The organism is Photobacterium rosenbergii, from assembly GCF_033022775.1.
GTDB lineage: Bacteria > Pseudomonadota > Gammaproteobacteria > Enterobacterales > Vibrionaceae > Photobacterium > Photobacterium rosenbergii_A.
Map to the genome: position 1 here is coordinate 584451 of NZ_JAWJZI010000001.1, position 22538 is coordinate 606988.

Below are 22538 nucleotides of genomic sequence, written 5' to 3' on the forward strand. Positions count from 1 at the left end.
TGTGGGTTTTAGTTATTAATATAATCATTTAATAAATGATGAGTCAAACATATGCCCTAGTTTACTAGCTTTTGTTTTCAAGTAACCACTATTATGAGGATTATTTCCTTCTTGCAAAGCAACTCGCTCAACAATATTAATCCCAGCGGTTTTAAGTGCTTTTACTTTTCGTGGATTATTTGTCATCAGCTTGACCGATTCAATATTTAAAAAGCTCAACATCCCTTTACAAAACTCATAATTTCTCATATCAGCAGCAAATCCAAGTGCTTCATTGGCTTCTACCGTATCGGCACCATCATCTTGCAAATGATAGGCACGAATTTTATTGATCAATCCAATTCCACGCCCTTCTTGACGTAGGTAAAACAAAACCCCACTGCCAGCATTAACGATATTTTCCATTGCTCTTGATAATTGAAACCCACAATCACAACGGGCACTGAAAAGAGCATCGCCAGTTAAGCACTCTGAATGAAGGCGAATGAGCGGCGGCTCACCTTGTTTGAGTTCGCCATAAACAAGGGCAAGATGCTCTTTACCAGTCGCCCGTTCAACAAAACCGTACATTTGGAAGGTTCCCCACTGGGTGGGAAGTTTTGCACTGTCAACAAAATGAACGTGTTTAAACGGCTCTTGTTCAGCGAAGTAATCCCTCACTTCCATCAGTATCTTACCCAGTTCATTTTGCCCTCGCCCATCTCCGCCATCGCCCCAATAACTGTCTTTGTGGGAATGCTCAGTCAACAGTTTTTCACCCGTACTCACCAACAGGTGAGTAAAGTGTGGATTTTGGCGAAATTTTTCAAACACGATATAACGCATGACAGAATGACGGACATCCATCCAGTCTGACTTCACCAGATGGGCATATTTACGGCTTAATTGAAAAGCATCATCTGGTGTTGGGGCATTTAATATCTCTTGGACAATTTCTGAGTTGGTAAATTTCTGAGCTTGATAATAATGTTCACTGGTAGGCCAGGTAACATCACTTAAATGAATGGGGCTGTGGGAAAAGTTGGATAGAAAGCCATAGTCTTCGTTGGGTTCATAGAACTGAATTTCTTCAATCATTCATTGCACTCCTAATAAATGAACAATTACAACAGATGATATTGTAATGCCTCCTTTTGCATACAGTTAAGTATAGTTAATGTATGAGAACCAGAACAAAAAAGTTATACTATTTTATCTCTTTCTAAACATTGAATCTTTAACCCACTATTTTTTATAGACTTATAAATCATCTATTTCGAAACTAGAAAGCAAACACACATCAAAATAATGCTAAAGTATTAGATAACAGCCTAGCCAATTAGACCGCTTATGAATATTTTCACTAGTTCAAGAATAGAGTAATGGCAACATTTATAGTTAAATTTATTTCATGCTATCAAATAAAAACGGCACCGAGATAACTCAAAGTGCCGTTTCCTACTTAATCTATTGTCTAGCTACAAAGCGTATTTTGTAGGTGGGAATAAATTTATTCGCGTTCAGGTGCAGTACGCTTACCTGTCATAAACTCTTCTAGAAGTTCAGGTGTCAACTCACCGGCTTCTTCTAGGCGCTTTAGTTCTTCAACAATGCGCTTTTGCTCGTCAATCGAAGGGATCGCTAACTCTGGCTCTTTTTTGATGTCTTCTGGGATAGAAAGATTGTCTAGCATCATTTCACTCTTGTCTTGCAGTATTTGAATTCAAACTGGCATCAGTATACATGATTTGCAACAAGAAATATTGATCAAGATACATCAACTAAACTGGCCAATAACCAGCTCCGTTTCTACCAGTACTTCATAATCATGATCATGCTTGTGGATCACATGCAGCTCGACTTCACCAAGCTTTGGGTGCTTGAAGTGGTAATGGCCATCCGGGAAGTGAGTACTACCATCCCCTTGAAAAGTGATGACAAAATGCTCAATAAACCGGCCTAGGTCATCAAAACCATGGCGGGGCTGCTGGGTCACTTGGCTGACCGTAAATTCCGCTTCATGGCCAGATTGATCAAATACCTTGACCTGCTCACCAACCAGCTTTTGTACATTTTCCATCGACATAGGATTTTTAGACATAGTGCAAACCTCATTACAGAAAGGGCTCTATCTATAAGCGTAAACCACTAGCGCTAAAAACCACAAAGGGTGCCACTGGGCACCCTTTATCGTTACTTCAATCGTTGAATTGAGTTATGGAATCAATTTATAGGATCAATAGCTGTCGTCATACTCCGGGAATGCGTCGCGCTGGCGTGCGGTACGGCGCTTCTTCTTCTTTGAGGATAGATCGAAATATTGAAAATCATCTTCAAAATCGAACTTGTGTTTTGACTTAGACCCTTTAGAGAATTTTTGATCTAACTTAGCCATGATTGTTTCCTGAAACCATTCCAGAGTAAGTAACAAATACAGATTAATTGAACGCTGGCGACGATACATGCCAACAGCAAAATATCACTACCAAACCTGATCGAAGTGTAACTTTGGATTATGACAAAAATACTAAACACCAGCGGACCGGCCACAAATAGTATCAAGGTCATCAATCCCATAATGCTGTTTGTGATATACATCTACATTCTCGTATCGCTATCCCCCTTCTGCCTAGAGGGGATAGCGAGAGAATAGGAGATCAATACAATTTATGTACAACAAGTAATTTTACTGGCATCGATTAAATTTTCTGATGGTTACACTTCACAAATTTGATTTCACACACTTTCAATAATTTGATTAAACGGTACTGCCAGCATGGCCTCAAGCATATCCGCTTTTTCACTGTCTTCCCGCCATACCAAATAAAGTGACTGCTCCATCACGGGGGCATCTTCGACAGGGAAAAGTAAGCTTTCCTGCACACTGGCTGCCACAACTGGCGAAGGCAAGAAACCGACACCTTTATTGTTAATCAAAAACTCCAAAGCCATCTTGCTGGAATGGGTGTGCATGATTGGCGTCTTCTGAAGCTCGACGATCCGGCTGTGTTCCACTGAAAAGCGGGTACCCCAATCAAGATACACCAACGGTAGAGACTTGAGCTGCTCCATAGTGCAGCCTTTATCTTTGGTGACCAACTGCAACTGGTAATCACGAACCTTGGTTACCTGCAGGTTTTCAATCTTTGGCGGTTCGGAGGTTATCGCCACATCCACACTTTTATCTAGCAGTTGCTTCGCCAGGCTTTGGCGTGGAATTGATTCCAAGCGCAAGGCTAGGCCCTCAACGTGCTGGTAAATACGGCTGACCCAATCAGAAATCCCGTCGAATTCCCAAAACATCGGTGAGGCTCCTATCGTCACCTGTTGATTGAGCGATTCTGTCAAGGCTACATCCTGCCTTGCCCTCCCCCAAGTTTGCAGTATCGCCTCTGCATAAGGCTGCAGACGCTCACCGGCGGCGGTGAGGTGGACATTACCCCTCTGGCGTGAAAATAAATCATTCCCCAACTGGGTTTCAAGTTGGCGAATGCGAAAGCTCACCGCAGACTGAGTAAGAAACAGGTTGTCTGCAGCTCGACCAAAATGACGTGTTTTGGTCACTTCAAGAAAGGTTCTGAGTAGTTCAGTATCCACTAGGTCCTCGACATCGAAGAGATTAGTATAAAGGGCGCATATTACATCTGATCCTTATACCATCTTAATCAATTTTTTTTATCGTTACGACGAAAATATTTTGATTTACAACTTCAACAACCTGAAAGAATATCTGCGTAAATTACGTTCGGAAGCATATTCGATGAGAAGTGTAGGCAAATTTTACGACGATCAAAATTTCCCACGAGGCTTCAGCCGTTCAGGTGTTTTCACCGTTAGCGAAGCTCAACTTTTAGAAACCTATGGCCGCACCATGCGCGGTCTCGCTGATGGTTCACTGATCCCAGAAACAGATATTGAACAGAATTTTCTGTCTGAGATCACAGGCTCGAAAGATCTCCAGTCCAGCCATGCAAAATGCTGGGCCAAATATGTGAACAAGACCACCAATAAAGTACGCAGTTATACCCTTTGTGTTTCGCAGCGAAAGCAAAGCAATAACGACTACGAAGATGACGACGTCGATAACGATTTAGACATCTAAACTGAGTAAAGCACATTTACTCATTACATTACTCATTATCGAATAAGCCATCCACCCTTCGTGCGATGGCTTACTTCTTTTTTATCCCTGTCAAAAGAGACAGTAATTAGGCGATTGTTATGAAGATTTGTTTTGTTATGTATCCGTGGGACAAAGTTGAGCCAGAAAACGACTCAACACTGCGTCTGATCCACGAGGCTGCCTCACGCGGTCACACGGTAGCCATTACAACACCGAATAATCTGACTATGCGACACAGTACGGCCATTGCATTCTGCCAAGTGCTGAAAAAGGCGGAAGTCTCAAGCAATATTCCGAGCTTTTACCGCAAGGCGGAGTTTCGCAAGGCCCAGCTGCCGCTGGCTGGCTTTGATGTTATTTTCATGCGCGCCAACCCGCCTCTGGATACCATGGCACTGAACTTCCTAGATTCAGTTCGTGACCATACCTTTATCATGAACGACATCGACGGTTTGCGTGTGGCGAATAACAAGCTGTACACCACATCGCTGCCTGATCCAAACAACGAATTCATTCCGGTGACCCATGTATCGAAGAACCGTGATTACTTGGAACGCGTTCTGGATGAAAACCCAAATGATCGCATGATCATGAAACCGTTGAACGGTTATGGTGGCAAAGGGGTGATTCTGGTTGAGAAAAGCGCCAAGTCGAGCGTGAAGTCCCTATTGGATTTCTACATCGGCGACGACAAGAACTACGTGATTCTTCAGGATTATATCGAAGGGGCTGAGGAAGGCGATGTGCGCATTATGATGCTAAACGGTGAGCCTATCGGTGCAATGCGCCGTGTGCCAGCCCAAGGCGATGTGCGCTCCAACATCCATGCTGGCGGCAAGGAAGTGAAGCATACCCTGACCAAGCGAGAGCTTCGTTTGTGTAAGCACATCGGCCCTAAACTGGTGCGTGATGGCCTTTACTTCGTTGGGTTGGATGTTATCAACGGCAAACTGGTTGAAGTCAACGTGCTAAGCCCTGGCGGCATCACCCGTATCAACCGTTTGAACCGTACCAAGCTTCAAGCACAGGTCATAGATTTTGCTGAGAGTGTTGTGATGGCTCAAGAAGTCAGTATCAACCGTAAAAATGAATTTCGTCAGGTGATTGCCGATGCTACAACTTTCTGAAGCGGAAATTCTGGAAAAGATCCAGCAGCATGTTCCGTTTGAAGCGCAGCTTAACGACGGGTGCTTGACCATTCGCATCAGCGAATATCAGCCTTATATCGCCACAGCTATCCATCATGGTCACCGCCTACGCGGTGACCTGATGCCAAACTGTCTGCTTACAGAAGAAGAACGCTATTTCGAGGAAGACCCGTTCACGGGTGATTTCATATCCTCACTGCCAATTGTGCTACAGGGTGAAGATTCACGTTACGAGTATGACTTGAACCGTGCGCCTGAAAATTGCATCTACGATGAAGCATGGGGCAAGCCGGTTTGGCAGACACCGCTGTCTGAGGAAGAGCGTGCTGTTTCACTGGCAAAACACAGCTGCTACTACCGTATCCTAGCGTGCCTGATTGACACGCTAGAAAGTAAATTCGGCCTTTGTCTGTTGTATGACGTGCATTCATACAACTACCAGCGCATTGATCGCGATGTGCCGGTATTCAACCTTGGCACGCGACAGGTCAACACCCGTCGCTGGCGCAAGGAGATTGACAGCCTTGTCGGCAAACTGCGCAACATCGAATTACCAAACATCGGTGTTACTGCAGAAGTGAATGATGTTTTCCAAGGCATGGGTTATCAAGCCAGCTTTGTGAAAGCCAATTTTGCCAATACACTGATCATGCCGCTGGAAGTGAAAAAGGTATTCATGGACGAGGCTCGCGGTGAAAGCTTCCCGTTGGTTCTCGAGAAGCTTCGTGCCGAGATGAAAAACGTACTGACCGAACACGCCGCTGAGACTATTCTGCGCCGAACGAAAGTCAAGAAGCTAACTGGCAGTCACGTACTGGCATCTAGACTGCCCCGTGAAGTACTCAAGCTCGATCGCCAGCTTTATACTATCGCCAAAGGGGTGAATACACTCAGCTATATCAACCCGCTGAATATCAAACAGGAGAAGCGCCGGTTCTTGCACCGCCCATTTGACTACCGGCCCGACTTTACTTACCGGCAACTAGATCTAGATCCGTTCAAGTTCCGCGAGCAGTTGTATCGCCTGCCGGTGGAAGATATCCGTGATGCGGATATTCAGGCAATGTACCGCAAAGTGATAGATCAATTGGCGGTACGAATCGATTTGCTGACCAGCATCGGCAGTGATGAGTTTCTGTACAACTCTTTGAGGTACTATGGCCAGCCGGATCAAAACGATATTGCCAATGCCAACTTCATCTTGCACGCCTGCGAATACAGCGAACCAGAAGAAGAGACGATCACCGCTCAAGAAGCAATTCAGGCTTTCAAACTAGCGGCTGAAGAATATGGCGTGAAATGTAAAGTTGCGGGCTCTAAGCAGTTAATTGCACGAGCGATGGTCAGTGGAAGGACAATCAAGGTCAACCAGGGAGCGACATTCAGCCGCAAGGATCTGGATGCCCTGATCCACCACGAGCTAGGGGTGCACTTGGTCACCAGTGCCAATGCCGATTTGCAGCCGCTGAAGGTGTTAAAGCTGGGGCTCCCAGGTAACACCCACTCGCAGGAGGGTTTAGCGATATTGTGTGAGCACCTGTCGGGGAGTTTCCCGCTTCACCGCCTGAAAACACTGGCGCTGCGGGTTATAGCTGTCGATATGATGGTGAAGGGGGAAAGCTACAATGAGACCTTCCATGTCCTCAAGCATGACTATGGGATCAGCGACAACCAGGCCTTCACGGTAACGGCTCGGGCATATCGAGGCGGCGGCTTTACCAAGGACTACCTGTATCTTAAAGGGCTTAAGGATGCATTGCATGCCTATGCAAAGGAAGATCTGACGTCGATGTTCATCGGTAAGACGGGGTTTGATTTCAAGCCGCTGCTTGACGAGTTGATCACCCGCGAGATACTCAAGAAACCGGCTTACTTGCCAAAGGCTCTGGCCATGAAGGATACCAGCGACCCTATTATCAACTATTTGCTCAATTGCATTCGATAACAGCAGCGCCACAAGTCCAAAAGCCGCAAGGTTACCTTGCGGCTTTGTTATTGCGAGTCGATTCATACCGTTCGCTATAAAAAACGGTTCTAACGAGTCAGTCTTCACATTCTTTGTTTTCGTAGGCGATCACCGACACAATGGCTCCATCCTGATCGCTAATGGCACATATACGCCCCACGCCCGGGATATCTTTGGGCTCATAGACAATACAGCCGCCCGCGGCTTTCGCCGCCGCTACGGTATCATCCACATCTTCCACCGTGATATAGCTCCCCCAGTGGTTGGGGATATTTTCGTAGCCTTCCGGTTTGCCCATAATACCGCCTACAGGCTCACCACCCGCTTTTAATACATGGTAAGTCCCACCTTCCATAGGCATCGCCTCAACATCCCACCCAATCACCTGCCGGTAGAACTCAATCGCTTTCTCGGGGTCATCGGTCATTAATTCAGACCAACTAAAAGCACCATGTTGCTCAAAAACGCTCGCCATCCTTCTCTCCTTATCGATGTTGCACACCTGCTATTAAAGCTAGTCTAACTCGCCGGTTCTGCTCAGTTGATTCTGCTGAATTTTTGATACAAGGAAAAGAATTTCAATATCACAAGAAGCAAACTCAACATCTTGTTTCTATGATGTTTTTACATGATATCACTTTGCAAAATTGTGAATGAAAGATACGATACTCTTTGCAACCCCGCATTCAGAGACAGGGATAGATTACGCATGGACTATATCAAACTGGCATTGGAGGCCTATAACAGCCCCCATCGCCACAACTTCATTTTGAATGGGCAATCCGTATCTAATCTTGATGCAGTCCTGCATTACTTAACTTACGCTTTGGACTCAGCGGATTCTGACGAAACAGCTGATATCCTCATGACCATGGCGAATATGCATAGCTTCCAGGGGAAAATCGACGAGGCGATTACTGGATATAACCGAGCGCTTCTAAAAGCCAATCAATGGCAGCAGGCAACGCTCCATGCTTACCTAGCAATTTGGCATCACTACCAAGGCAACCTTAAATCAGTGACTAAACACCTCGGTTATCTTGAAGAGCTTTATCATCTTGACCAGATTTCTCACCTTGAACAGGTTACTCACCTCAAAAAACAATATGACAAACATTGCGGCCAAACCATTGGAGGTGTAATTGAAATTATTGAGAACGTCCTAGCTAAACCAATTTGCTACCGTTGCCCAGCTTCATCCACAGACACAAATTCGCCACATGCCATCGTTACTCTGGGCTACAAGCTCAATAGTGATGGTTCTATCGCCCTTCCCCTTAAATTACGACTGGAAAAAACACTTGAACTAGCCACCCAAAACCCAAAAAGCATAGTTGTTGTAACTGGCGGGTTAGAAACAGTAGGGGTCACCGAAGCGGAGCAAATGCAACGCTGGCTTGAAGTAAGTGGAGTCGATAACAGGCGAATTATCAAAGAAGACAAAGCAACCAATACCATAGAAAATGCCCAAAATAGCTTGGCGTTATTGCAAGCGAAAGGGATCAAAGCCGCGACCTTAGTCAGCGCCTCTATCCATGTCCACCGCTCCCAGGTATTGTTTGAGACGGTTCAACATAAAAGCCAGCAGCTTAAACTGAATAGTAATAGCAACTCGCTTAACACTATCAGTTTTGACCACATAGCGGTTCAAGATGGGCTGTCACAAGAAAGCTTTCCTTATGGGCAAACACGTATAAATTGCTATATCGATGCACTGCGCGGATACGGAATGTCGGCTTTTAAGTGTGGTGGGTACAGGCAGGTCTAACAAAAAAAGGCCCATAGTGGGCCTTAAACACATACGGAAGGGGCACTAATGATAGAACCCTTCGTATTGGGTATATTCATATGGCTCTAGTTCGTATTTACTTTCAAGGAAAGTAATAAGGTCAACCAAGTCAGTTACCGTCATTACGTCGTTATAACTTGGCATAATGGATTCTCCTGAACGCACCACTTCACCAGGGTCAAAGCCTTGGGCAATACGGTGGCTAGGATTAATCACTGAAATAACAAGCTCTTGGTATTTTTTAAGTCTAGGAACTTTACCACCCAGCTCAACACTCACTCCAGACTCATCCAGCACTTCAGGACGCTCATAGCCCTCCATGGTATGGCAGCTCAAACACTGGTAATGCCGGAACAACTCTTCCCCATGCGCAGCATTGCCCGGAGGTAATGTAAACGCAGCGGTATTCCCGCGTTCGGGTGGTGAACACCCGGTTAGTGAGGCAACTAATATTGTACCAAGTAGTAATGATAAAGTTTTCATAAATCACCACCTATCTTTTTGCTTAGATTTGTTCAACGATTCTGTGGCTATGATAAGTGTAGAAGCTGTTCTAAAAAGCAACAGGCTAGATAATCAGATAAATCATTCTTGGTTGATAAAAGTCAAAACACAGTCTGCCCTTCGGCCAAGTTAGCCCCAAGGGAGCTTTCGAAGGCAAGTAACTAACTCGAAAGAGTAGATTACTGTTAGATACCTAGTTAGGATTAACTATAAGCGGCACCTTAACGAAAACACCTTGATTGTGAGAGTTACCCAAATGTCTAACGTAGTCCAGTTCTCGGCTTTCAGCGGCACAAAGAAAAGCCAAATTCCCCCAGCGAACAAACCACTGAGCCCTAAAGCGTTAAGAGAGCATGCGGCTAATGAGCAGGACAATCATTGTTACTTCTGTGGTGAGCGTTTTTCGCCCAAAGCACTTGTTTGGCTGGATAAGACCGGATTCAAGCCCAAAACACATGTTATCTGTAGCACCTGTAGTTCGAATGCCAAATCACGCTCAATGGATGAGCTGCGGATAATCCTGGCGTTGAAAGCGTTAGATTTCAGAACGATAAAGATGCAACAGTATCTCGAACTGAGAGATAAAGGTGTACAGATTGATGGGGTGCGAGAGTACAAGTTCTACTTCGAAAAGGCGAGTGATAAACCTGGGCAGGTATAACCAAGCTTACTTATTACTTTAATGCACCAATAACAAAACAGCCCGGCAAACGCCGGGCTGTATACTGATACTTGTACGCTGGCGTTTATTAAATCACGCCCAGTTCGCGCAAACGCTCCATCAGGTAGCTGTTCGCCGTGTGGCGATCAGACAACACTACTTCAGGTTTTGGGTGCAGAAACAGCGGTAGCGAAATACGCGCTTTCGTCTTGTCTGCCCCTTCAGGGTTAATCACTCGGTGGGTTGTCGATGGGAAGTAACCACCTGAGGCTTCTTGCAGCATATCACCAATGTTGATGATCAAATTACCAAAATCACACGGCACATCCAGCCACTCACCTTCTTTGGTCAGCACCTGGAGCCCTGGCTCATTGGCAGCAGGCAGTACCGTTAGCAAGTTGATATCTTCGTGAGCGCCGGCTCGGATAGCCCCAAGTTCTTCGTCACCTTTCAACGGCGGGTAGTGAAGGACACGCAGCAAGGTTTTTTCGCTACCGTCAATCATCGATGACAGTGGCTGAGAATATAGGCCAGAAACGTTTGCCGGAGAATGCTCTTCTACCCAACCTAATAGTTGGCTCGCCAGTTTATTGGCTTCTTCGTAGTAGCGCTGCAACTCTGCTTTCAATATGTCTGGACACTGACCCCATGGGTAATAGTGGAAGTATTCCTTGATGTCTTTCTTGGTGTGGCCTTTGGCCACTTCTGACACTTCTGATGGAAAGAAGCCGTCTTGCGTGTCGACATTAAAACGGAAGATTTCTTTCTCTTCAGTACTGAAAAAGCCATGCCAGTTATCATAAATCGACTGAACAAGCTGCTGCTGGATTGGGTGGTTCTTAAGCACACCAAAACCGGTGTTGCGGAGTGACTCGACAAAGCGCTCGGCGGCATCGGGCGCGTTATAATCAACTGCTTCCAATTTCATGGTTTATCTTCTTCTATCTGACTGACTCGTTATTTTTATACCAAGTAACTTGGCTTTTTTACCGACGTAATCGGTTGCATGGCATTTTATCGTTTGCGCCAAACAACCAACACCGCCATTTTGGAAACAATCTGTTCACAAGAGGAAACAAAAAAAAGCCTCCGCAATAGCAGAGGCAATACCAGCAAATTACAAACACAGAGCCAATATAGTGGAAGTTAATCGCGCAAACTTACCATTTCACGCCACCACTCAACATTGCTCATATCTTCTTCTCTACTGGTTGGCTTTTTCTTGAATAACGACAACGATTCCTTCAACCCGCACAACCTCTACCAAGGTTCCAGCTGGTATATTTGCTTCAGATTTGGCAGACCACGTTGTATCGCCAAGTTGCAAGCGACCTTGACCCAGAGGGAAATCGCTCTCAAGCACGCAGGTCTGCCCGACCAACTGTTCTGAGCGTTGGTTCAAGCTGCGTTGTTCGTCACCTTCTCTATCCTTCTTGTGCTGATAACGCCACCACAACCAAGTAGTGAACAAACAGAACACCGCAAAAGTCAGCCACTGCATTTCCCAGCCAAGTGGCAAAAAGAACAAAATCGCACCAACCAGCAGTGCTGATAAACCTAGCCATAGCAAATAGCCTGCTGTTCCCAGTAACTCCAACAGCAGCAAGACCAGGCCCAGCGCCAACCAGTGCCAGACATTCATTTGCTCTAGTAGCGTAATCATGCGTTCTTACCTGTATCACCCTCTTTACTGCGGCCAGTCTGGCTTAGGATCTCGGTGATCCCGGCAACTGAACCCATCAAGCCAGTTGCTTCCAGCGGCAACATAATAATTTTACCATTTTCAGCTTGGCCGATGGTTTTCAATGCATCGGTATAGCCTTGGGCAATGAAATAATTAACCGCTTGTAGATCCCCTTTGGCAATAGCATCGGACACCATTGCTGTCGCCCTTGCTTCTGCTTCCGCCGCACGCTCCCTCGCTTCCGCCTGAAGAATAGCGGCTTGCTTGTCACCTTCTGCCCGGAGGATCTCTGATTGTTTATGACCTTCAGCACGGAGGATTTCGGCTTGTCTGACACCTTCAGCTTCTAGCACTTCGGCACGTTTGTTACGCTCAGCTTTCATCTGGGCGTTCATGGCAGAAGTCAAATCCGCTGGCGGCTGGACATCTTTGATTTCGATGCGGGTGACTTTCACCCCCCATGGGTTGGTTGCTTGGTCAACAATTGTAAGCAATCTGCCATTAATGGTATCGCGTTGAGATAGCATCTCATCGAGCTCCATCGAACCAAGCACAGTACGGATATTGGTAAGCGTTAGATTACGGATAGCATGCTCCAGATCTGTTACTTCATACGCAGCTTTTGCTGCATCAATGACCTGGACAAAACACACTGCATCAATGGTGACATTGGCGTTATCGCGCGAAATCACCTCTTGTGCCGGAATATCAAGCACACGTTCCATCATATTGATCTTATTACCGATCTGATCAATAAACGGTACAATCAAATTAAGGCCGGGACGCAGCGTTTTGGTGTAACGTCCAAAGCGTTCGACAGTCCACTCACTTCCCTGCGGAACGGTTTTGACACCAGAAGCAATAAACACAATTGCCACTATGATAAATATACCCACAGTGACCAAAGTATCGTACGGCATGTTGCTCTCCTTAATAAACAGCGTTCAGTTGGTAGTCAGGATAACTTATGCAACCATATCAATACAACGCATAGCTCAAATATCTTCCACAAAAAAGTGCTCATATCATAGATATACAAAACTAATTTTTTGCCACCAAAATGGCGACAAGGGATGACATTTACTGCTTTCTCTGGAATACACATCAATACCTTTATAGTCCTGCCACTTACGTCAAAAAATTGGCAAATCATTAATTTGATTACAAATTAACAGCACAATACGCCCGAGTTAACATTTCACATTAAAAAAAGACAAACTATTTCCATTTACTACATTGGTGTGCTCTCATTGCCCCAAAAACAACAATATACATACAAAGGGTTATCTAGTGACGCGCTCAACACCACAAGTCAACGCTACCCATCAGCCAAACCACAATCAGGAAGTGACCTTCGCAGAAGGTGAGCAACTAGTCTCAACCACAGATCTTAAAGGGGTCATCACCTATAGCAATGCTGCTTTCTGCCGGGTTGCTGGGTATTCTGAACAGGAACTGCAGGGACAAAACCATAATATTATCCGCCATCAAGATATGCCGAAGGTGGCCTTTGCCGATCTATGGCAACAAATACAGGCAGGTAAGCCTTGGCGTGGTATTGTCAAAAACCGGACCAAAGCCGGCGGCTACTACTGGGTGGATGCTTACGTCACCCCAATTTACGATGACGGCAAGATAGTTGGTTATCAATCAGTCCGGGTTAGGCCAGAAGCGCAGCTAGTCAGAACGGCTGAATCTGCCTATAAACAGTTAATCAAAGCTGAGCGTGGTAGCAAGGTGCCCTCATTCGCCTTACCTACCTCTTTAAAATATGGATTGCTTGCTGCCGCCTGTGCCCTGCCCACATCAGCAACTTTGATTTCTTACGGCCTTAGCGTAAACGCCTTAATAGGCCTTACGCCTGCGATAGTTTTAGGCACTCTGTTTCGTCAGGAACTGTTCAGTACTCCATCTAAAATCGAAAAGCTGAAATCACAGTATGACAGCTTGAGCCGGGCGATTTTTTCCGGCAATGATGCCTACTCGGTGGTTGATTACCACTTGAAAATGGCTTCTGCAGGTATGCGAACAGTACTCGGAAGAATGACAGACTCTGCCGCTCCACTACATGATCTAGCTGATGATTTGAATGCCACTACCCATAAGGTCAACAGTGCTATCGGTGAGCAGAACAAGAGCATCCAGCACATGGCAACGTCTATCGATAATATCTCTGACTCGGCACGCACCATTTCGCTTCATGCTGGCGAAGGCCATCAGTTGCTAGATCTAACCCGGGGCCAGTGCTCAGTGACTCGCACACAACTGGATGCCACCCAGTCAAGCTTAAACGCTTTATCGGACCAAGCCCGCCAAGCCACAGATGCTACCGACAAACTCAGTACCGAGGCGGAGACTGTCAGTGCCGTGATGTCCGAAATCAGTGGTATTGCCGACCAAACGAATTTGCTGGCACTAAACGCAGCCATAGAAGCTGCTCGGGCAGGTGAACATGGCCGCGGGTTTGCTGTCGTTGCCGGTGAGGTCCGTGCCCTGTCATCTCGAACGCAAACGGCTACCGAACAAATCCAGACCAGTATCGGCAACATGCTGTCTACCATCGAAAATTGGCAAGTGCTAATCAAAAATAATCATGACGATACCTTGGCATGTGTCGAGCAAGCCGCTCAAGGAGCTGAAGCTTTAGGGGCTGTCGAACAAAATATGCAGGCAATAAATGAGCTGGTCGATCAAGTATCATCATCAGCGCAAAGCCAGGAAGCCCATGCCAAGCAAACCAGTGAGCATATCCATGCCCTGGCTGATACTTCGCAGCAAAACCTTGAGGGTGTCAACCAAGTAGAACAAAGCAGTGCAGAGCTCAAACGTCGCGTTGATGATTTCTACCTTCTCGCAGAGCGGTTTAAACGCCATTAGAGCTACCTCGCAGTTTGATGCAACAGTTCGTCGTATCAACGCTTGCAGTTAGAGCTTGATAACAATCAGACTAACTACATGGGCAATCCATTCATACTTAGGTATGATCAGTGGATTGCCCTTATTCTATATATTACCTATGTATCTCAATAACCTTAAACAGCTTTTTGGCTTTGATAGCCTGCGTCCAGGCCAAGATGAAGTGATCAGCAAAGTCGTTGATGGCCATTCTGCTGCCGCTATCTTCCCAACCGGATCTGGCAAGTCATTGTGCTACCAACTTCCGGCTTTGCAACTTCCTCACCTGACGCTGGTGATCTCGCCACTGTTGGCATTGATGAAAGACCAAATCAGTTTCCTGCACAGCAAAGGGATACAGGCTGCTTCAATTGATTCAAGCCAAACATGGGAAGAGACTCAGCAGGTAATGCAAGGGGTACGCTCCGGCAACATTAAGATCCTAATGATTTCAGTCGAGAGGTTAAACAACGAGCGCTTTCGTCAGTTCATCTCCCAAGTGCCTATCTCGTTGTTGGTGGTTGATGAGGCACACTGTATTTCCGAGTGGGGACACAATTTCCGCCCTGATTACCTCAAGCTGCCGCAGTACCGTCAGTTGCTCAATATCCCCCAGGTCCTGCTGTTAACAGCGACAGCGACCCCTGCGGTTATCAATGATATGGGGCAAAAGTTTGGTATTAGTGAAGATAACATCGTGATCACTGGTTTCTATCGTTCGAACCTTGATTTAATGATTGTGCCTACGCCTGAGACAGAAAAACAAAGCGCGTTATTCGATACACTCAACAGTGATCCTTCTCTGCCAACCATTGTCTACGTAACCTTACAAAAAACAGCTGAAGATTTAGCTACTTTCCTACAGCAGCAAGGACTCATGGCTCAGGCCTACCATGCCGGTATGGATAGCGACCGCCGCCAGCAAATTCAAACTGACTTCATGGCCGGCAAACACCAGTGCATCATTGCCACTATCGCCTTCGGTATGGGAATCGATAAATCCGATATCCGCCGGGTGATCCACTTTGATCTGCCGAAATCCATTGAAAACTACAGCCAGGAAATTGGTCGCGCTGGACGAGACGGTCAGCACTCAGATTGTATTCTGCTAGGCAGCAAATCGGGGCTGAATGTGCTGGAGAATTTCGTTTATGGCGACACGCCGGATCAATCGGCGATTGAAACGGTACTTAGGCTGATCCAACAAAATGCCCCCCAATGGGAAGTGGTACAATTACGCTTATCCAAGGAAAGCAACATCCGCATGCTGCCGTTGAAGACCTTGTTGGTGTATTTGGAAATGGCTAACATCATTGAGCCACAATACACCTACTTTGCTGATTATCGCTTTAAGTTACTTGTCGAGCAGCAATTTATCATCAACCAATTCCAGGGAGAGCGGCAGCAGTTCGTCAGTAATATATTTGCTTGCTCGCCAAAAGCACGCACCTGGCACACCGTTGACTTTGATGCGCTGTGGCAGACCACACAGGCAGAACGAAAGCGTGTTGTGGCCGCCATCGACTATTTCAGCGAAAAGGGCTGGGTAGCATTGGAAAGCAAGCAAATGACCGATGTGTACCGAGTGACCAACTCAAATTTCGATATCGGACAAGAGGCTACACACCTCTATCAGTTGTTCAAAGCCAAGGAGCAGAGTGAAATCGCAAGGCTAGACAACATGCTTTCCTTCTTCGAAAGCAAGCAATGCCTCAGCCATGAGCTGGCCAGCTATTTTGCTGATCACCAAGCGCCGCAGCAATGTGGTCACTGCTCAGTCTGCCGTGGGCATACTGCAACACTTCCGTCAGACACCCAGCTGGCCGAGGTATCCGAGAACATGCTGAAAGCTTGGTGCGACCCATTTATTGCGGCTTGCCCGGACTCACCTTCAGCAGCAGCTGTCACCCGCTTCCTTTGTGGTATGACAAGCCCGCTTCATACTGCAATTAAAGCCCGCCAGCTGTCTGGGTTTGGCAAAATGGAGCAATACCCGTTCCAGCAAACCTTAACGCAAATTCATCAGCTTTATCCGAACCTTACCTAGTTCTAATCAGATAATCGCTAGCAATCAGTAGAAGTTGGTACTCATCCTACCAACTTCACCCTATCTCCTCATCCAGCAAGTACACATTTGTATTATGAAAAAATAACATTCCCCATAGCGATCTTCGTCACAACGTTTTAAAATGTCCCCATAATATAAATGGAGATAGAGTAAACGCCATGACAAACGAAAGCCAAGAATACCAAACCTGCGAAGCTTGCGGTGTATCAGCTGAGATGGGTTTTATCATCAAAGAAAATGATGATGTTGCTGACGTAAAGATCTTCGGTGGTGATAAAGCAGCCTTAGAAGCAGAGCTAGCCAACTACCTAGCCCTTGCAAAAGAAGTTAATGCCAACTTCAAGCATGAAGTTAGCCCTATGCAAGACGACAGCACTGAGCTTACAGCACGTTTCCAGTTCGAATGCAGCGCTGAAAAGCTGATCTTCGAACTTAAAACACGCTCGCTGATGCGTTAATAGGTCTTTTTAGACCGAAAAGTTGTGTAATTTTACAACATTTTTCTCAGATTCCAGAAAAGCCGATTCCCTTTGGGTATCGGCTTTTTTTCTTTCCATTTGCAGCTATATTTAAGAAAGCACTCAATAAGGACATAGTTACTCCGTTTGCTTGCATATACTTCCACAATACTGGTCAGATATGCCTACAAGCGATTCTCTGTTATCAATGAGTATCAAATTAAGTGCATTCGCTTAACGAATTTAATAGTGGAAATTGATTTCGTTTTGTATGAAAATGACAGCAACATTATGAATCACTAAGCACATGATATTCAGTACATATCATGGATAGAAAAGGAAATATTCGATGAACAGCAATAAAGCACGAGTGATCTCTAACTGGAAACCAACTAACGAGCGCGAATCTGCCGCATTGAAAGAGTTTTTGATGCAAGAAATGGGAGCAAAAACGGCTCACCATGAAGGTGGGACAGGCAAACTTGGCCCTGACTCTGGTCGCCTAGTTCGCTAATTCGGCTCAGTCCGCTGAAAAATTTATTCAAGTAACAGTTCCCCCTGTTACGACAATGCAGCCAGTCCCGTAAGGAATTTGGCTGCATTTTCTTTTGGAGCGATGTAATAATAACTATCTACAGGCTAAGACTTCTTTTCTAGCCTTACCCACTTAAGGGTACCATTGGTTTCAAAGTGTTTTTCAGGCTGGCATTCCAGCAGCACACCTTCAATGGCTATCACGGCACCCAATGAGTAGGATCGCCCTTCATAGAAGCAGACTCGCTGAGTATTAAATGTCCCCTCGAGGCTCACTTTGGGGTGTGACTTCACCGAAATCTCTTTTGCCACCAAAGCCTGGGAGTAAGGCAACATCAGCAATAAAGACAAGATCAGTGTGAAAAGGGATGGTTTAAATAAACTTTGTTTACTCACTGGCTTCACCAGGTTCCACTTGTTCATCATCTTCTCCTTGATAACCCTGCTCTATATCAGCGACCCATTCAGCGCATTACTTAAGAAAAAAGGTATCGCTATTACTCTTTAACGGCAGCAACAACAGAAATTTCAACCAACAAAGCTTCGCGTGCCATACTCGCTTCAACACAAGCACGTGCCGGGGCATGGCCTGCTGGCACCCAGTTATCCCATACCGCGTTCATTTCAGCGAAATCTTTCATATCTTTGATATAAATAGTCGCAGAAAGCATGTGCTCTTTATCACTGCCTGCTTGTTCCAGAAGTTTTTCTACTTTGTCCAGCATGGTTTGAGTCTGCTCGGTAATGCCTTGTGTCGCATCCGCACACACTTGACCGCATAGGTAAACAGTACCGTTATGCTTAACAATACGACTCATACGTTGACCAGTTTCTTGACGTTCAATCACGATAATTGCCTTTTAAATGTATTCGTTACAATGTAATTCTTATCGATTACGGCTCGCCGCTATATTAACAACTACACCCCGCTCAGTAAAAAGTATTTCTGACTATCATTTTGATAGTTAACGCTTTACTTACAGGTTTTTCAGCGCCTCTTTCTGGCTCATCGGAGATAATTGTTCTTGATATTGTTGAACGAAAGACCTGACATAACCAGGGTCGGTTTTCGCATATTCTCGAAGCACCCAACCAATCGCCTTGCGAATAAAAAACTCTTTCTCATTAGCCAACATCAAAATGGTTTCCTCAAGCAAAGGGAGGTTGGTATCCGCTTTATGTTTGAGGTGAACCAGCAATGATGCCCTGCGTAGCCACATATTATCCGATTCGCGCCAATTGCGGACAACACTTTCAAGTCCGCGGTGCTCTTTTACCAGCAGGCCAATTAAGTTAGCGGCTATTTTATCAACGGTATCCCAATGACTGGCTTCGTTAAGCATCTCTTCGTAAACAGGAAAAGCTTCCAATGTACGAAACGCTTTGTAGTATTCGGCAGCATCCATCGCCATGTACTGTTCTTCACGGTTTTCCCCCGCCCAAAGCCAAAGCACCAAGCGCTTGTACTCAATGAAAGAAGTAATTTTTGTGTGTTCTCGGGCTTGCTTGAATATTGCCTTTCGCTCAGGCGCTTTCACCCCATAGAAAGGTTGCTCGGTTTTCATATACGCTTGCATGGCTTTTGCATCATCGGCATTACCCGCTTCGGCCATTCGCTGCTGCATGAATATCACCATAGGAATAACAAGTGACATCAATAACTTCCTTTTCTTTACTTATCATTAAAATAGTTTGCCGATATTGGAACACAGTTACTTGCACAATACCAATGTCTTACAAATCACCCTATTGATAAAGTTGACGAATGTCCGACCTCTTCCTAGGTTTAAATCAATAATAAAAAAATCCTAATCATGACGCTTATTTGCCTATTTCCTAGCTAACGCTTAGCCAACAGAAGGGATACCCGCCTATGCAGCCAAGAGAGGTCAGAACGGTTGACGATGCCAAGCAGATTATCGATGAGCGCAAGCTCAGCCATGTCAAGGTGGGGCTGTTCGACAACGATGGCGTAATGCGCGGCAAGTATATGTCGAAGGAAAAATTTTTCTCGTCACTCGACAAGGGATTTGCCTTCTGTGATGTGGTACTAGGCTGGGATGTCAAAGATCAGCTCTACGATAATACCCGGTACACAGGTTGGCATACTGGTTATCCTGATGCTCCTGTGAGGATCATTCCTTCCAGTTGCCGTGATGTGCTAGACGAAGACGGCATGTTGCTGTTTATGGCTGAATTTGCAGGCGAAGCAGAATCGGTTTGCCCAAGGGCCACGCTACGCAGGGTGCTTGATAAAGCCAAATCCATGGGGCTGATCCCAAGAGCAGCGTTTGAATACGAGTTCTTCCTGTTTCGTGAAACACCGCATTCTGTCCGTGAGAAAGGCTTCAGAAACCTTGAACCTATTACTCCGGATTGGTTCGGTTACTCAATGATACGTAATTCAACCTATTCCGATCTCTACAAGTCTATCCTTGCCATGGCCGAGGCTATGGACTTTCCCATTGAAGGCATCCATTCGGAAACCGGCCCAGGCGTCATCGAAGCCGCAATTTCTGTCGACCACGCATGCCATGCTGCGGATAAAGCCGCGCTGTTCAAAACCTACATGAAAGTGCTGGCGCAGAAGAACGAGTTGATGGCGACCTTTATGGCGAAATGGAGCAATGACTACCCAGGCCAGAGCGGCCATATTCACCTCTCCCTTCGCGATCAAGACGGCAACAATGTCTTTTTTGACCACAATGAACCCCACTCAATGAGTGCTGTTCAACGCCATTTCCTGGCTGGCCAGCAACGCCTGATGCCAGAACTGCTCTGTATGGTTGCTCCCTCGGTGAACAGTTACAGCCGGATGATCCCCGGGTTCTGGGCCCCCACCGACGCCACTTGGGGCATCGAAAACCGCACGACATCGCTCAGGGTGATCACTGGTTCTGAAAAGTCACAGCGTATCGAATACCGCATCGGGGCGGCCGATGCCAACCCGTTTTTAGCCCTGGCCGCTGCGCTTGGTTCTGGACTCATTGGTATTGAACATGGCTGGGAACCTTCAGATCCAGTGTTAGGAAATGCTTACCAACAAGCTCACAGCGATACCCTTGCCCTACCGCGCACACTGTGGGATGCCACCCAGAGGTTCAAGCTATCAGAAGCTGCTGTTTCATTGTTCGGCGAAGCTTTTGTCGAGCACTTTGCTGCCTCAAGAGAATGGGAAGATAGGGAGTTCAGAAAGCACGTCACCGACTGGGAGCTCAGCCGTTATTTTGAAATTATCTGAGACGAGGAAAAACATTTGAATCGTTCAGTTAAAACAGACATCCCACAGGGTGTTGTCCAAAATACCCTCTCTCCTGCAGATGGAAGTGTGGTGGCAACCGTTACGCTTGCCACACCCGAAGTGATACAGGACACGCTTGATAGTGCCAACAAAGCACAAAAAGAGTGGAAACTCACACCACTTGCCAAGCGACAAAAATACTGTACCCGGGCTATCGATGCGCTCCTGAGCCACAAAGATATGATTGCGACCGAACTCAGCTGGATGATGGGCCGACCTATCCAGCACAGTGGCAGCGAGCTTAGAGGTGTCGAAGAGCGTGCCCGCTACATGATAAAGCACTGTGAGCAAGCACTTGCACCCGTAGAGTTACCAGATAAATCAGGCTTTACTCGCTACATAACGAGGGAACCGCTAGGAACAATACTGGTGATATCTCCCTGGAATTACCCCTATCTCACTGCCATTAACTCAATCGTTCCTGCTTTGTTAGCAGGAAACAGCGTGATCTTGAAACCGTCTTCCCATACCCCACTCTGTGCCCAGCGTTTCCAGCAAGCTTTTGATGAAGCCCAACTGCCCAATGGCGTCTTCCAACACGTGTTCTTGAGTCATGAAGCCACCGAAGAGATGGTTAGCAGTGACCAACTCCAGCATGTCGTTTTTACCGGCTCTGTCACCGGAGGGGCGTTAATCGAAATAGCAGCCGCTGGACATTTCCATGGCCTTGGCCTTGAACTTGGAGGCAATGACCCAGCCTATGTCCGTCATGATGCCGATATCAGCTTGGCTGCCGAAACCATAGTTGATGGCGCACTGTATAATGCAGGGCAATCATGCTGTGCCATAGAGCGGGTGTATGTCGACCACCGTGTCCATGACGAGTTTGTCGAAAAAGCCGTAAGATTAGTCAATCAGTACCAATTGGGGTTTCCACTGGATGAAGACACCACCTTGGGGCCATTGATTTCAGCCAAGGCCGCCGACCATGTCCGCCAACAAATTGCCGATGCGAAACAACAGGGTGCCCAAGTACATATCTCAGAAGCCTGCTTCCCTAATAGCAAGCTGGGGAGCCCATATATTGCGCCACAAGTGTTAACCGAGGTGAATCACCAAATGCAGGTTATGACCGAGGAAACATTTGGCCCAGTGCTACCGATACAAAAGGTGTTTTCTGACCAAGAAGCTATCGATTTAATGAACGATAGCCAATACGGACTGACAGCGAGTATTTTTACATCTGATATTAAGCAAGCTATTGCCATTGGTGAGCAAGTTGAGACGGGAACCTTTTTCGCTAACCGTTGTGACTATCTCGACCCTGCGCTGGCATGGACAGGTATCAAGCACTCAGGTAAAGGCTATGCCTTATCGACGCTGGGGTTTGAGACACTAACCCGCCCCAAGTCTTATCATCTGAAGCACCCGCGTAAGCAACATACCAACGTTGATGACAACATATCACCTAATTCATTGGACTAGCCC

Annotated in this window: 24 protein-coding genes; 11 read left to right on the forward strand and 13 right to left on the reverse strand. The window is 46.3% G+C overall.

Annotated elements, in window-relative coordinates; translation table 11 throughout:
- Nucleotides 1–24: 24 nt before the first annotated feature.
- The 5 genes from ribA to hdfR form a co-directional block, all read right to left on the reverse strand.
- A complete protein-coding gene (ribA, locus tag R2X38_RS02690) occupies nt 25–1077 on the reverse strand; it encodes a GTP cyclohydrolase II (RefSeq protein WP_317520511.1) in 1053 nt (350 codons plus the stop codon).
- 412 nt (nt 1078–1489) lie between these two features.
- The gene (locus R2X38_RS02695) at nt 1490–1672 is read right to left on the reverse strand and encodes an ATPase (RefSeq protein WP_317520512.1); all 183 of its coding nucleotides are present in this window, start codon (nt 1670–1672) and stop codon (nt 1490–1492) included.
- Nucleotides 1673–1756: 84 nt separating this feature from the next.
- Nucleotides 1757–2080 (reverse strand): DUF6916 family protein, encoded by a 324-nt coding sequence (locus R2X38_RS02700; protein ID WP_317520513.1) that lies wholly within the window; start codon nt 2078–2080, stop codon nt 1757–1759.
- Between the two features lie 135 nt (nt 2081–2215).
- Complete coding sequence (locus R2X38_RS02705) at nt 2216–2374, reverse strand: hypothetical protein (protein ID WP_317520514.1); 159 nt, start codon at nt 2372–2374, stop codon at nt 2216–2218.
- 341 nt (nt 2375–2715) lie between these two features.
- Nucleotides 2716–3576: an HTH-type transcriptional regulator HdfR gene (gene hdfR / locus R2X38_RS02710; RefSeq protein ID WP_317520515.1), complete on the reverse strand. Its 861-nt coding sequence runs from the start codon at nt 3574–3576 to the stop codon at nt 2716–2718.
- A gap of 163 nt (nt 3577–3739) precedes the next feature.
- On the opposite strand from hdfR, the gene maoP reads away from it, so the two are divergent.
- From maoP to R2X38_RS02725, 3 genes are all read left to right on the forward strand, one after another.
- A complete protein-coding gene (gene maoP, locus R2X38_RS02715; protein ID WP_317520516.1) occupies nt 3740–4081 on the forward strand; it encodes a DUF413 domain-containing protein in 342 nt (113 codons plus the stop codon).
- 119 nt (nt 4082–4200) lie between these two features.
- Nucleotides 4201–5229, forward strand: a complete 1029-nt coding sequence (gene gshB / locus R2X38_RS02720) for a glutathione synthase (protein ID WP_317520518.1) — start codon at nt 4201–4203, stop codon at nt 5227–5229.
- The gene (locus R2X38_RS02725) at nt 5213–7195 is read left to right on the forward strand and encodes a flavohemoglobin expression-modulating QEGLA motif protein (protein WP_317520519.1); all 1983 of its coding nucleotides are present in this window, start codon (nt 5213–5215) and stop codon (nt 7193–7195) included. The genes gshB and R2X38_RS02725 overlap by 17 nt, the downstream gene beginning before the upstream one ends.
- A 97-nt stretch (nt 7196–7292) precedes the next feature.
- Here R2X38_RS02725 and R2X38_RS02730 read toward each other — a convergent pair whose 3' ends face one another.
- Nucleotides 7293–7691 carry a VOC family protein gene (locus R2X38_RS02730; protein ID WP_317520520.1) on the reverse strand — a complete coding sequence of 133 codons (399 nt, stop codon included), beginning with the start codon at nt 7689–7691 and terminating at the stop codon, nt 7293–7295.
- Between the two features lie 153 nt (nt 7692–7844).
- Here R2X38_RS02730 and R2X38_RS02735 point away from each other — a divergent pair, with 153 nt between their 5' ends.
- The gene (locus R2X38_RS02735) at nt 7845–8984 is read left to right on the forward strand and encodes a YdcF family protein (RefSeq protein WP_317520521.1); all 1140 of its coding nucleotides are present in this window, start codon (nt 7845–7847) and stop codon (nt 8982–8984) included.
- A 45-nt stretch (nt 8985–9029) separates the two neighbouring features.
- Here R2X38_RS02735 and R2X38_RS02740 read toward each other — a convergent pair whose 3' ends face one another.
- Entirely contained in the window at nt 9030–9488 is a 459-nt protein-coding gene (locus R2X38_RS02740) for a cytochrome C (protein WP_317520522.1), read from the reverse strand.
- 277 nt (nt 9489–9765) lie between these two features.
- Between R2X38_RS02740 and R2X38_RS02745 the strand changes: the two genes are divergently transcribed.
- Nucleotides 9766–10170 (forward strand): hypothetical protein, encoded by a 405-nt coding sequence (locus R2X38_RS02745; RefSeq protein WP_317520523.1) that lies wholly within the window; start codon nt 9766–9768, stop codon nt 10168–10170.
- A gap of 88 nt (nt 10171–10258) precedes the next feature.
- Here R2X38_RS02745 and R2X38_RS02750 read toward each other — a convergent pair whose 3' ends face one another.
- The 3 genes from R2X38_RS02750 to R2X38_RS02760 all read right to left on the reverse strand — a co-directional run bounded on the left by R2X38_RS02750 (nt 10259) and on the right by R2X38_RS02760 (nt 12774).
- Nucleotides 10259–11098, reverse strand: a complete 840-nt coding sequence (locus tag R2X38_RS02750) for a 2OG-Fe(II) oxygenase family protein (RefSeq protein WP_317520524.1) — start codon at nt 11096–11098, stop codon at nt 10259–10261.
- Between the two features lie 276 nt (nt 11099–11374).
- Complete coding sequence (locus R2X38_RS02755) at nt 11375–11833, reverse strand: NfeD family protein (protein ID WP_317520526.1); 459 nt, start codon at nt 11831–11833, stop codon at nt 11375–11377.
- Nucleotides 11830–12774, reverse strand: a complete 945-nt coding sequence (locus R2X38_RS02760; RefSeq protein WP_317520527.1) for an SPFH domain-containing protein — start codon at nt 12772–12774, stop codon at nt 11830–11832. Before R2X38_RS02760 ends, R2X38_RS02755 begins: the two co-directional genes overlap by 4 nt.
- Nucleotides 12775–13144: 370 nt before the next feature.
- Between R2X38_RS02760 and R2X38_RS02765 the strand changes: the two genes are divergently transcribed.
- The 4 genes from R2X38_RS02765 (at nt 13145) to R2X38_RS02780 (ending at nt 17789) form a co-directional block, all read left to right on the forward strand.
- Complete coding sequence (locus R2X38_RS02765; protein WP_317520528.1) at nt 13145–14731, forward strand: PAS domain-containing methyl-accepting chemotaxis protein; 1587 nt, start codon at nt 13145–13147, stop codon at nt 14729–14731.
- A gap of 139 nt (nt 14732–14870) precedes the next feature.
- Nucleotides 14871–16796, forward strand: coding sequence for an ATP-dependent DNA helicase RecQ (locus R2X38_RS02770; protein WP_317520529.1), 1926 nt, complete (start codon nt 14871–14873; stop codon nt 16794–16796).
- Between the two features lie 179 nt (nt 16797–16975).
- A complete protein-coding gene (locus R2X38_RS02775; RefSeq protein WP_039456122.1) occupies nt 16976–17275 on the forward strand; it encodes a YfcZ/YiiS family protein in 300 nt (99 codons plus the stop codon).
- A gap of 349 nt (nt 17276–17624) precedes the next feature.
- Entirely contained in the window at nt 17625–17789 is a 165-nt protein-coding gene (locus R2X38_RS02780) for a hypothetical protein (protein ID WP_170114867.1), read from the forward strand.
- Nucleotides 17790–17914: 125 nt separating this feature from the next.
- Here R2X38_RS02780 and R2X38_RS02785 read toward each other — a convergent pair whose 3' ends face one another.
- The 3 genes from R2X38_RS02785 to R2X38_RS02795 all read right to left on the reverse strand — a co-directional run bounded on the left by R2X38_RS02785 (nt 17915) and on the right by R2X38_RS02795 (nt 19464).
- Nucleotides 17915–18232, reverse strand: coding sequence for a DUF1496 domain-containing protein (locus R2X38_RS02785; RefSeq protein ID WP_317520530.1), 318 nt, complete (start codon nt 18230–18232; stop codon nt 17915–17917).
- Between the two features lie 74 nt (nt 18233–18306).
- A complete protein-coding gene (locus tag R2X38_RS02790) occupies nt 18307–18657 on the reverse strand; it encodes a RidA family protein (RefSeq protein ID WP_107296143.1) in 351 nt (116 codons plus the stop codon).
- A 129-nt stretch (nt 18658–18786) separates the two neighbouring features.
- Nucleotides 18787–19464 carry a DNA alkylation repair protein gene (locus tag R2X38_RS02795; RefSeq protein WP_317520531.1) on the reverse strand — a complete coding sequence of 226 codons (678 nt, stop codon included), beginning with the start codon at nt 19462–19464 and terminating at the stop codon, nt 18787–18789.
- Nucleotides 19465–19682: 218 nt separating this feature from the next.
- Here R2X38_RS02795 and R2X38_RS02800 point away from each other — a divergent pair, with 218 nt between their 5' ends.
- On the forward strand, nt 19683–21050 hold the full coding sequence (locus R2X38_RS02800) for a glutamine synthetase (RefSeq protein ID WP_317520532.1): 1368 nt from the start codon (nt 19683–19685) through the stop codon (nt 21048–21050).
- A 15-nt stretch (nt 21051–21065) separates the two neighbouring features.
- Complete coding sequence (locus tag R2X38_RS02805; RefSeq protein ID WP_317520533.1) at nt 21066–22535, forward strand: aldehyde dehydrogenase family protein; 1470 nt, start codon at nt 21066–21068, stop codon at nt 22533–22535.
- The last annotated feature ends 3 nt before the right edge of the window (nt 22536–22538 follow it).

Excerpts from the sequence above, each read along its gene's own strand:
- R2X38_RS02730 (WP_317520520.1), bottom strand. The coding sequence starts at position 7,691 with ATGGCGAGCGTTTTTGAGCAACATGGTGCTTTTAGTTGGTCTGAATTA.
- R2X38_RS02700 (WP_317520513.1), bottom strand. The coding sequence starts at position 2,080 with ATGTCTAAAAATCCTATGTCGATGGAAAATGTACAAAAGCTGGTTGGT.
- R2X38_RS02775 (WP_039456122.1), top strand. The coding sequence starts at position 16,976 with ATGACAAACGAAAGCCAAGAATACCAAACCTGCGAAGCTTGCGGTGTA.
- R2X38_RS02695 (WP_317520512.1), bottom strand. The coding sequence starts at position 1,672 with ATGCTAGACAATCTTTCTATCCCAGAAGACATCAAAAAAGAGCCAGAG.
- R2X38_RS02740 (WP_317520522.1), bottom strand. The coding sequence starts at position 9,488 with ATGAAAACTTTATCATTACTACTTGGTACAATATTAGTTGCCTCACTA.
- R2X38_RS02770 (WP_317520529.1), top strand. The coding sequence starts at position 14,871 with ATGTATCTCAATAACCTTAAACAGCTTTTTGGCTTTGATAGCCTGCGT.
- R2X38_RS02795 (WP_317520531.1), bottom strand. The coding sequence starts at position 19,464 with ATGTCACTTGTTATTCCTATGGTGATATTCATGCAGCAGCGAATGGCC.
- gshB (WP_317520518.1), top strand. The coding sequence starts at position 4,201 with ATGAAGATTTGTTTTGTTATGTATCCGTGGGACAAAGTTGAGCCAGAA.
- R2X38_RS02785 (WP_317520530.1), bottom strand. The coding sequence starts at position 18,232 with ATGAACAAGTGGAACCTGGTGAAGCCAGTGAGTAAACAAAGTTTATTT.
- R2X38_RS02745 (WP_317520523.1), top strand. The coding sequence starts at position 9,766 with ATGTCTAACGTAGTCCAGTTCTCGGCTTTCAGCGGCACAAAGAAAAGC.
- R2X38_RS02750 (WP_317520524.1), bottom strand. The coding sequence starts at position 11,098 with ATGAAATTGGAAGCAGTTGATTATAACGCGCCCGATGCCGCCGAGCGC.
- maoP (WP_317520516.1), top strand. The coding sequence starts at position 3,740 with ATGAGAAGTGTAGGCAAATTTTACGACGATCAAAATTTCCCACGAGGC.
- R2X38_RS02760 (WP_317520527.1), bottom strand. The coding sequence starts at position 12,774 with ATGCCGTACGATACTTTGGTCACTGTGGGTATATTTATCATAGTGGCA.
- R2X38_RS02800 (WP_317520532.1), top strand. The coding sequence starts at position 19,683 with ATGCAGCCAAGAGAGGTCAGAACGGTTGACGATGCCAAGCAGATTATC.
- R2X38_RS02735 (WP_317520521.1), top strand. The coding sequence starts at position 7,845 with ATGATATCACTTTGCAAAATTGTGAATGAAAGATACGATACTCTTTGC.
- R2X38_RS02705 (WP_317520514.1), bottom strand. The coding sequence starts at position 2,374 with ATGGCTAAGTTAGATCAAAAATTCTCTAAAGGGTCTAAGTCAAAACAC.
- R2X38_RS02755 (WP_317520526.1), bottom strand. The coding sequence starts at position 11,833 with ATGATTACGCTACTAGAGCAAATGAATGTCTGGCACTGGTTGGCGCTG.
- ribA (WP_317520511.1), bottom strand. The coding sequence starts at position 1,077 with ATGATTGAAGAAATTCAGTTCTATGAACCCAACGAAGACTATGGCTTT.
- R2X38_RS02780 (WP_170114867.1), top strand. The coding sequence starts at position 17,625 with ATGAACAGCAATAAAGCACGAGTGATCTCTAACTGGAAACCAACTAAC.
- R2X38_RS02725 (WP_317520519.1), top strand. The coding sequence starts at position 5,213 with ATGCTACAACTTTCTGAAGCGGAAATTCTGGAAAAGATCCAGCAGCAT.